The following is an 8,111-nucleotide window of genomic DNA, read 5'->3' as shown; positions in this document are numbered from 1 at the left end:
GGGGGCGTGCGCGTGCCGCATACACAGGGCGTAGTAGCGCATTCCGATGGCGATGTAGTGCTACATGCGCTGTGCGATGCCCTTTTAGGCGCGCTGGCGCTAGGCGATATCGGCCAGCATTTTCCGCCGTCGGATATGCGCTGGAAAGATGCCGATAGCCGCGCTTTTTTGCACCACTGCAATGCGCTGATTCGTGAGCGTGGTTGGAGCGTGAGTAATTGCGATGTTACCGTTATTTGCGAGCGCCCCAAGGTAGGCCCGCACGCGCAGGCGATGCGCGTCTGCATCGCCGCAGAGCTAGATATTGGTGTGGACTGCGTAAGCGTGAAAGCCACTACCAGCGAGCAATTAGGCTTCACTGGGCGCGGCGAAGGCATTGCGGCGCAGGCTGTGTGCCTGTTGGTGCGAGCATGATGGAGCTTCCACACGCGCACGGTGCCCCTGTGTTAACGGCGCGGCTGCGCGCCAGCGATGCCGATTTTTTTGTCGAAGAGCTGGCGGGGTTTGAACCCAGCGGTGCAGGCGAGCATTTACTGCTCACGGTCGAAAAGCGCGGCATGAATACCGCGTTTGCGGCCAAGCGCATTGCCGAATGGGCGGGTGTGGCTGAATCGGCCATTGGCTATGCTGGGTTGAAAGACCGCCACGCGGTGACGCGGCAGCGGTTTTCGGTATGGATTCCGAAAAAAATTCTGCCGGATATCTCGACACTACAAACCGATGATCTACAGGTTTTGGAGCATGCTTGGCACGCGCGCAAACTGCCGCGTGGCGCACTGGCGGGCAATCGCTTCGTACTGGCGCTGCGCATGCTGGAAGGCGAGCGTGTGGCGGTTGAGGCGCGGCTGCAGCAGATCGCCGCACAGGGTGTGCCGAATTATTTTGGTGAGCAGCGTTTTGGCCGTGGTGGCAACAATGTGCAACAAGCGGTGGCGATGTTCGCCGGACGCCGAGTAAAGCGCGAAGAGCGCAGCATGTTGCTATCGGCCGCGCGCTCGGAACTGTTTAATCGCGTACTTGCCGCACGCGTAGAAAGTGGCAGCTGGAATGCCGCCTTAGAGGGTGAAGTGTGGATGCTTGATGGCAGCCGCAGCGTGTTCGGGCCGGAGGTTTTGACGCCGGAGCTGGAAGCGCGGCTGGCCTCGTTCGATATTCATCCCACCGGCCCACTGTGGGGCGTGGGTGAGCTGCGCAGCAGCGGAGTCGCATGTGAAGTGGAGCTTGCGGCCATGGGCGGAGATACCGCAGGCCGTCTACGCGCAGGATTGGAAAAGGCTGAAATGAAGCAGGAGCGGCGCGCGCTGCGCCTGCGGCCCGAAGGTTTGCAGTGGCGCTGGCATGAAGACGGCGCGCTCGTGCTTGAGTTTTCCCTTCCGCCCGGCTGCTACGCCACCACCGTTTTGCGTGAGTTGGGTGTTATTGAGGATGCTTCACATAGCTGAATGCGTCTGAACGCAGCATGACTTGATCTGCGTCATGTGAACGTCCGTTAAGCGAGCGTAGCTTGGGCGTGGGGATTGCGGCCGCTCGGGATACGACCGGCAATCGAACTGCAGCGCGTTTACATCGTGGAGGCTATGCATGCGAAAGCGCACCATTGACTTGGTACTTTCCATAGTGGCTAGCGCAGTAGCGTTATTACTGTCGTGGCCGTATTTCCGCAGCTATGAGTTTTGGCCTGAATCGCCGGGTATGTGGTGGTTCTACTTTGCCTTTGGCTATGTCATTTCCGTTTACGTGTTCTACGTGTTCTTAGGCGCGTTGCACACCTTGTTCGAGCACGATGCGCTTGAGCATGCCGAGGCAGTGAAACAAAACAATAAAACTGCAGGAGGGCAATCATGACCTGCACACCCGGTCAGCCCTGCGAAGAGGGCAAAAAACGCGCCAATGCATTGGCCGCGCTCGCGTTGATGGCGGTGATTTTCCTGTTGCTATCGTTTGCGTCGTTCATCAAATCACGCAATCAGGTCACCCCTGATGCCGTGCATTTTGCTAACCACGACGCCGTGGAGGGCAAACGTGTCTTCCAAGCGTATAACTGTATGGGTTGCCATACATTGCTGGGAAATGGCGCGTATTTCGGCCCCGATCTCACCAAGGTTTATGCGCAGGCAGGCCCCACGTGGTTAGCCGCGTTTTTACCGTCTGCGGGTGGTTGGCCCACCGGCCCTGCTGTGCAGGTATTGCTGCAAAACCCCGAGCAGCAGGCCGATGCGGGCGTGGCGGATCTTGCCGCGTACATGAAGAAGTTCCCCGGCGCTGCCGAACGCATCCAGCGTCGTGGTGGCCACCCCAGCTATATGCCGAACCTGCCGCTAACCGGCGATGAGGTGAATAAGTTGATCGCGTTTTTGAAATACACCTCGGCGATGAATACCGAAGGTTGGCCGCCGAAACCGCATGTGGATGGTCTGAGCTTCCCGCAGGCCAAGCCGTTCCCTAATGTCGCAGCGGCAACAGTTGGCGCTGCGCCAGCGGCTGCAGTTTCTGCCGCACCAGCTGACCCTGCCGCGCAGGGCAAAGCACTGGTGGCCGAGTACGCCTGCACCAGCTGCCATGCACTCGATGGCAGCAAGAAGGTGGGGCCGGGCTGGGGAGGGCTGTATGACGCGTCGGTCAAGTTGACAGATGGCAGCAGCGTCAAAGCCGATGATGCCTATCTTGCAGAATCGATCGTGGAGCCAAATGCCAAGGTCGTCGACGGGTTTGTTGCGGGCACCATGCCGTCGTATTCCAGCATGCTCAAGAGCGATCAGGTCGCCGCCATCGTTGCTTACATCCGCACCCTACAGGGAGGTGCTAAGTGATCAAGATTGAATACAAAACACAGCGCTTGAGCATGCGTTTCTTCATGCTGATGGCGGTACTGTTTATCATTCAAGTTTGTTTTGGGTTGTTGCTGGCATTGCAGCAGGTGGATCCGTCGTTATTGGCGGGGAAACTCAATTTCAATATCGCCCGCGCCGAGCACTTGAACCTCGGCATTTTGTGGATATTGTCTGGCTTCATCGGCACGATCTTGTTTATCGGCCCATTGATGTCCAAGCGTGAGTTGGCAGCGCCAGGGCTGATCAAGTTTTTGTTCTATGCGCTGGTGGTGGTCACTATCTGGAACGTGTTTTCGCAAAGTTTCGCAGCGAAAGGCGTTGCCGGTTGGTGGATGGGACAGCCTTGGTTGCAAGAAGGTCTGGAGTATCTGGAAGCTGGGCGTGCAGCCGATGTGGTGATTTTGATTGGCTTTGCGATCTTGGCTTATGTGGTGCTGCGCACCTTCCCACCGCGCAAAGAGTGGAATGAAATCCATTGGGGCTTGGCCATTGGTGTGGTGGCACTGACGTTTGTTTGGCTGTTTGGCATGTTCTTCGTTGAGCGCCAAGACTTGAGCGAATACTTCCGCTGGTATGTGGTGCACTACTGGGTGGAGGGTGTGTGGGAAGTCATCCACATCAGCCTGATTGGCTTCCTCTTGGTGTTGCTGTTTGATGCCAATGTGAAAAGCGTGGGCTATGCAGTGTTCTGGGGCGTGACCTTGGTCTGGCTGTCAGGTTTGATTGGCAATGCGCACCACTACTTCTGGATCGGCACGCCGGAGTTCTGGCAGTTCTGGGGTTCGCTGTTTAGTGCGTTAGAGCCGCTGCCATTGGTATTTTGTTTCTGGCATATCTACTTGGATGCACACCACGACCGCAAGCCGCTGAAAAATGCTCCCGCGTTTTATTTCATCCTCGGTTCGGTGGTGTTGGAGCAGGTGGGCGCGGGTATTCTCGGCTTCACCATGACCTTCGCGCTCACCAATGTGTGGTCGCATGGAACATGGATCACCCCGGCGCATGGGCATCTGGCACTGTTTGGTACGTTCGGTATGCTGGGAATTGCATCGGCCTACTTCGCGGTTCCGGTGATGCGTGGTATTCCCAATTTTGATCAGCGCTTGGGCAAGGCCGCGTTTTGGCTCGTGTTTACCGGCATGTTGGGCATTGCCTTCGCGTTTGCCATGGGCGGCAATGCGCAGATCTTCATCTACCGTACCTTGGGCTTGAATTGGTTTGGTGGTGATGTGTACCCGGCAATGAGCGTATTCAAAGCGATGATTCCAGCCTTTGGCACGCTATTTCTAACCGGGACAGGGATCATTGTTTATGACTTGCTAACCATGGGGCACCGCGCCGCGGCGGCTGTACCTGTGGCAGACGATGTGCATACCGATGCCGTGCCGCATGCACCGGGCCGTTGGAGCCGCTATCTGAAGGGGTATGAAGCCGGTCTGTGGCTGATGGGTATGTGGATCTTCGGCGCGATCATCACCTTTGGCCTGCTGAGCTTCAATTTAGACGTGGTGAAGGCCGGTAACCCCACATTGCCTTATCTGCTGGCGTGGATTGGTTATCCGGGGCTGCTGCTCATCACCTTGCTGTTTGTATGGCGCTTCTTGAGTTCGTTAGAGGCGCGAACGCAGGTGCCTGCAGCGCCGCAGATCGTGCTGCCGGTAGTGGGGCAAGCCACCTAAGCATTGCGCAGCAAGAACGCGGCATGGCCGGCCCCATCTTGGGCCGGCCATTTTGTTGGGTCAGTGTTTTTCGAGCAGCACTAATACCGCGCCTGTGCCGCCTTGGGCTGCAGGCGGTGAGTGGAAGGCGAGCACGTCGGCGCGCTGGCGCAGCATGCGGTCCACCATATTCTTCAGTACCGGCAGACGTTCTTCGGAATTGCGCCCTTTGCCGTGCACGATGCGCACGCAGCCAAGACCGTGCAAGCGGCAGTCGCGCAGAAAGTCGCGCAGCAGAGTTTCGGCGCTGCGCAGCGGCAGGCCGTGCAGGTCCAATTCTTCTTGCGCTGCATATTCACCGCGTGCCAGTTTTTTCAGCACACGCGGAGGGAGCTCGTCGCGTCGGTAACTAAGTGCATCACCTGCCTCCAGCGTGGACATCAGCAAGTTGCGAAACTCGCTGCGCGCCGCGTCGTCGTCACGGCGGGCCATTTTGGCCGAAGGGCGCGGCTTGGGCGGCTGTGGTGGCGGGGGGGAGGCCTGCAACACGCGTACCTCGCCTTGATCGGCGCCAATGGCGCTGCGAAATAGGCTGGCGTCGTCGCGATCGTCGGTGGGGGGCAGTGCTTTACGGATCATCTGTACAGGGTACCGCGAACGGTGGGCCGTTATCGGCGCGATCCGCTATCATGGGGCCATGCAGAAGAGTTTTACTTCCTAAACGCCATGCGGGTGCTTGTTAGCAACGACGACGGCGTTGACGCCCCTGGGATCCATGCGCTGGCGCGCGGCTTGCGTGATGCCGGGCATGAGGTGCTGGTGGTGGCGCCCGACCGCGATCGCAGTGGTGCCAGTAATTCGCTCACCTTGGATGCGCCCATTCGCGTGGTGCAGATTGATGCGCAGACATGGAAAGTCTATGGCACCCCCACCGACTGCGTGCATGTAGCGGTCACGGGCATGCTTGATGCGCTGGGGCTAGCCCCTGATCTTGTGGTATCCGGGATCAACAATGCCGCCAACTTGGGCGATGATGTGATTTATTCCGGTACCGTCGCTGCCGCGATGGAAGGACGATTTCTTGGCTTGCCGTCGGTGGCGATGTCACTGGTGACGAAAGATCATAAGGGTCGGTATTTCGACAGCGCGGCGCGTGCGGCCGTGGAAATCATCGCGCGTTTATTGTCGGACCCGCTGCCAGCCAGCACTATTTTGAATGTGAACGTGCCGGACCTGCCATGGTCTTCTATTCGCGGCTTTGAAACCAGCCGTCTTGGCCACCGTAACCGCGCGCAGCCCTGCGTGCAGCAGGAAGACCCACGTGGCCGTAAGTGGTGGTGGGTGGGTGCTGCAGGGAACGAGCAAGACGCCGGGCCAGGTACGGACTTTCACGCGGTGCGCACAGGGCATATCGCGGTGACTCCAATCCACGTAGACCTCACCCGCTATCAGGCGCTGGAACAGGTGGCAAGTTGGGTGGGTGGTTTGGCGGCTTCGCTGGAAGCGCGATCATGACCGGGCGGATGCGCTTGCAGGCGGCCGACCGTGGTATGGGGATGACCAGCCAGCGCGTGCGCGATCGCTTGATCGGAGACTTACGCCAAGCCGGTGTAGCCGATGAGCGCGTGTTGCACGCTATTTGCACCGTGCCTCGGCACCAGTTTGTGGATGAAGCCTTGGCTTCACGTGCGTATGAAAACAACGCGCTGCCGATTGGTCACGGGCAAACCATTTCGCAACCGTTGGTGGTGGCGAAAATGACCGAAGCCCTGCTGCAGTGCGCGCCCAAGCGTGTGCTGGAAGTGGGCACGGGCTCGGGTTATCAGGCGGCAGTGCTGGCCGCGCTTGGTATTGAGGTGTTCACCGTCGAACGCATTGGCGAGTTATTGCGCACCGCCCGCAAGCGCTTTCGCGCACTGGGCCTGCACGTGCGCAGCAAACACGACGATGGCCGCATCGGCTGGCCAGAAGAGGCGCCATTTGATGCGATCATCGTGACCGCAGCAGGCGCTGCGGTGGTGGATGCGCTGGTTGCCCAGCTGGCACCGGAGGGCGTGTTGGTTGCGCCGGTGGGTGCAGCTTCCGGGCAAAATTTGCTGCAACTACACAAGCTCGCAGACGGCAGCATCGAACAAATGGACCTGGGGCCGGCGATGTTCGTCCCCTTGTTATCGGGAATTGTGGATCAATGAAATTATTTGCACCTTTATACGAGCGTACCTTGGCATGGTCGCGGCACCGGCGTGCACCCGAGTATTTGGCCGGGCTGAGTTTTGCCGAAGCCATCGTGTTTCCGGTGATGCCCGAAGTCATGCTGGCACCAATGTGCCTTGCACAACCCGCACGCGCCTTTCGGTTTGCTTGGATCAGCCTGTTCTTCTCGATTATCGGCGCGGTTATCGGCTATCTGCTGGGGCATTACGCGTTTGAATTTGTGCGGCCAATGCTCGATTCACTCGGCTGGTTAGAGCGCATCGACGCAGAGGTACAAGAACTGCACGCGATTAGCTTGAATTCCCACTGGAAGGTGTTCTGGCTGCTGGTGCTGGCGGGCTTTATGCCCATTCCGTTGAAGATTTTTACTTGGGCCAGCGGTATTGTGGGGGTGCCGATGCTGCCGTTCTTGGCGGCGATGCTGGTGGGGCGCGGCAAGCGCGTCTTGCTACTGGCATTGGTGATTCGAATCGGCGGTGAGCGTGCCGAGCGCGCGCTGAACCGTTGGATTGAGCAGATTGGCTGGGCAGCGGTCGCCATTTTGGTTGCGCTGGTCGGCTGGCTGGTACTGCATGGACAAGCCGCATGAATACATCAAAGACCTTCCAACATGCCGCACTGTTACTGGGTGCAACGGTGCTGCTCGCGGGCTGCGGGCATAGCCGCGTGGTGCGCTCTTCTTCCAGCAAGCCTCGCGTTGCTGCATCGGCAAAAACCACGCCAGTGACGCGCGTTTCGCAACCGAAGTATGGCGCAACCGCCGTGGTGCAGCGTGGGCAAACGGTGTATCGCATCGCCACGGAAAACGGCATCACCGCGCTCGATTTAGCGCTGTGGAATAACATCCCGCCGCCCTACACCATTTACCCGGGGCAGACGCTGCGGCTTTATCCGGCGGAAACACCAACAGCCGCTGCAACAGCCCCGAAAGCAAGCAAACCCCCGGTAGCCGTTGCCCCAGCAGGCAAAACCACGCCGGTGACACCGCCTGCACCGACGCCTACAGCACCTACGCCAGCGCCTGCAGTAAGCGATCTTATCTGGCGCTGGCCAACGGACGGCGCAGTGCTTTCCACCTACGCCAGTGGTGACCCAACGCGACAGGGCGTAGATATTGGCGGCAAGGGCGGGCAGCCGGTGCGCGCTGCAGCCGATGGCGTGGTGGTGTATTCCGGTGCGGGCTTGGTGGGCTACGGCGAGCTGATCATCGTCAAGCATAACGACCAATGGCTCTCAGCCTATGGTCATAACCGTGCGCGCCTAGTCAATGAAGGCACGTTAGTGAAGGCTGGCCAGCAGATCGCCGAAATGGGCCGCAGTGGCGCGGCGCGCGAGATGCTGCATTTTGAAATCCGCTACAACGGTAAGCCTGTGGACCCTGTGCAGTACCTACCGAAGCGCTAAGCGC

General features: G+C 59.1%; 10 protein-coding genes. 9 read left to right on the top strand and 1 reads right to left on the bottom strand.

What is annotated here, in order from left to right; translation table 11 throughout:
* The 5 genes from ispF to KUL77_RS10340 form a co-directional block, all read left to right on the top strand.
* Window positions 1-414 (top strand): 2-C-methyl-D-erythritol 2,4-cyclodiphosphate synthase (ispF, locus tag KUL77_RS10360; RefSeq protein ID WP_297146684.1); only part of this gene is annotated, 414 nt, incomplete at its 5' end.
* A complete protein-coding gene (gene truD, locus KUL77_RS10355) occupies window positions 411-1,442 on the top strand; it encodes a tRNA pseudouridine(13) synthase TruD (protein ID WP_297146681.1) in 1,032 nt (343 codons plus the stop codon). The genes ispF and truD, both read left to right, overlap by 4 nt.
* Window positions 1,443-1,581: 139 nt before the next feature.
* Window positions 1,582-1,845 carry a hypothetical protein gene (locus KUL77_RS10350; RefSeq protein ID WP_297146678.1) on the top strand — a complete coding sequence of 88 codons (264 nt, stop codon included), beginning with the start codon at window positions 1,582-1,584 and terminating at the stop codon, window positions 1,843-1,845.
* Window positions 1,842-2,810 (top strand): cytochrome c, encoded by a 969-nt coding sequence (locus KUL77_RS10345; RefSeq protein WP_297146675.1) that lies wholly within the window; start codon window positions 1,842-1,844, stop codon window positions 2,808-2,810. Before KUL77_RS10350 ends, KUL77_RS10345 begins: the two co-directional genes overlap by 4 nt.
* The gene (locus KUL77_RS10340) at window positions 2,807-4,510 is read left to right on the top strand and encodes a cbb3-type cytochrome c oxidase subunit I (protein ID WP_297146671.1); all 1,704 of its coding nucleotides are present in this window, start codon (window positions 2,807-2,809) and stop codon (window positions 4,508-4,510) included. The genes KUL77_RS10345 and KUL77_RS10340 overlap by 4 nt, the downstream gene beginning before the upstream one ends.
* Before the next feature lie 60 nt (window positions 4,511-4,570).
* On the opposite strand, the gene KUL77_RS10335 is transcribed toward KUL77_RS10340, so the two are convergent.
* Complete coding sequence (locus tag KUL77_RS10335; RefSeq protein WP_297146689.1) at window positions 4,571-5,113, bottom strand: Smr/MutS family protein; 543 nt, start codon at window positions 5,111-5,113, stop codon at window positions 4,571-4,573.
* A 102-nt stretch (window positions 5,114-5,215) separates the two neighbouring features.
* On the opposite strand from KUL77_RS10335, the gene surE reads away from it, so the two are divergent.
* Genes surE through KUL77_RS10315 form a run of 4 tightly spaced genes read left to right on the top strand, consistent with a single transcriptional unit; the run spans window position 5,216 to window position 8,107 of the window.
* The gene (gene surE / locus KUL77_RS10330) at window positions 5,216-6,004 is read left to right on the top strand and encodes a 5'/3'-nucleotidase SurE (protein ID WP_297146668.1); all 789 of its coding nucleotides are present in this window, start codon (window positions 5,216-5,218) and stop codon (window positions 6,002-6,004) included.
* Window positions 6,001-6,681: a protein-L-isoaspartate(D-aspartate) O-methyltransferase gene (locus KUL77_RS10325; RefSeq protein WP_297146666.1), complete on the top strand. Its 681-nt coding sequence runs from the start codon at window positions 6,001-6,003 to the stop codon at window positions 6,679-6,681. Before surE ends, KUL77_RS10325 begins: the two co-directional genes overlap by 4 nt.
* Window positions 6,678-7,292: a YqaA family protein gene (locus KUL77_RS10320; RefSeq protein WP_297146663.1), complete on the top strand. Its 615-nt coding sequence runs from the start codon at window positions 6,678-6,680 to the stop codon at window positions 7,290-7,292. Before KUL77_RS10325 ends, KUL77_RS10320 begins: the two co-directional genes overlap by 4 nt.
* Window positions 7,289-8,107, top strand: coding sequence for a peptidoglycan DD-metalloendopeptidase family protein (locus KUL77_RS10315; protein WP_297146661.1), 819 nt, complete (start codon window positions 7,289-7,291; stop codon window positions 8,105-8,107). The genes KUL77_RS10320 and KUL77_RS10315 overlap by 4 nt, the downstream gene beginning before the upstream one ends.
* Window positions 8,108-8,111 lie beyond the last annotated feature (4 nt).

It is taken from the genome of Thermomonas sp., assembly GCF_019104945.1.
In the GTDB taxonomy this organism is placed as follows: domain Bacteria; phylum Pseudomonadota; class Gammaproteobacteria; order Xanthomonadales; family Xanthomonadaceae; genus Thermomonas.
This window is presented reverse-complemented; position numbering and strand designations above follow the sequence as displayed.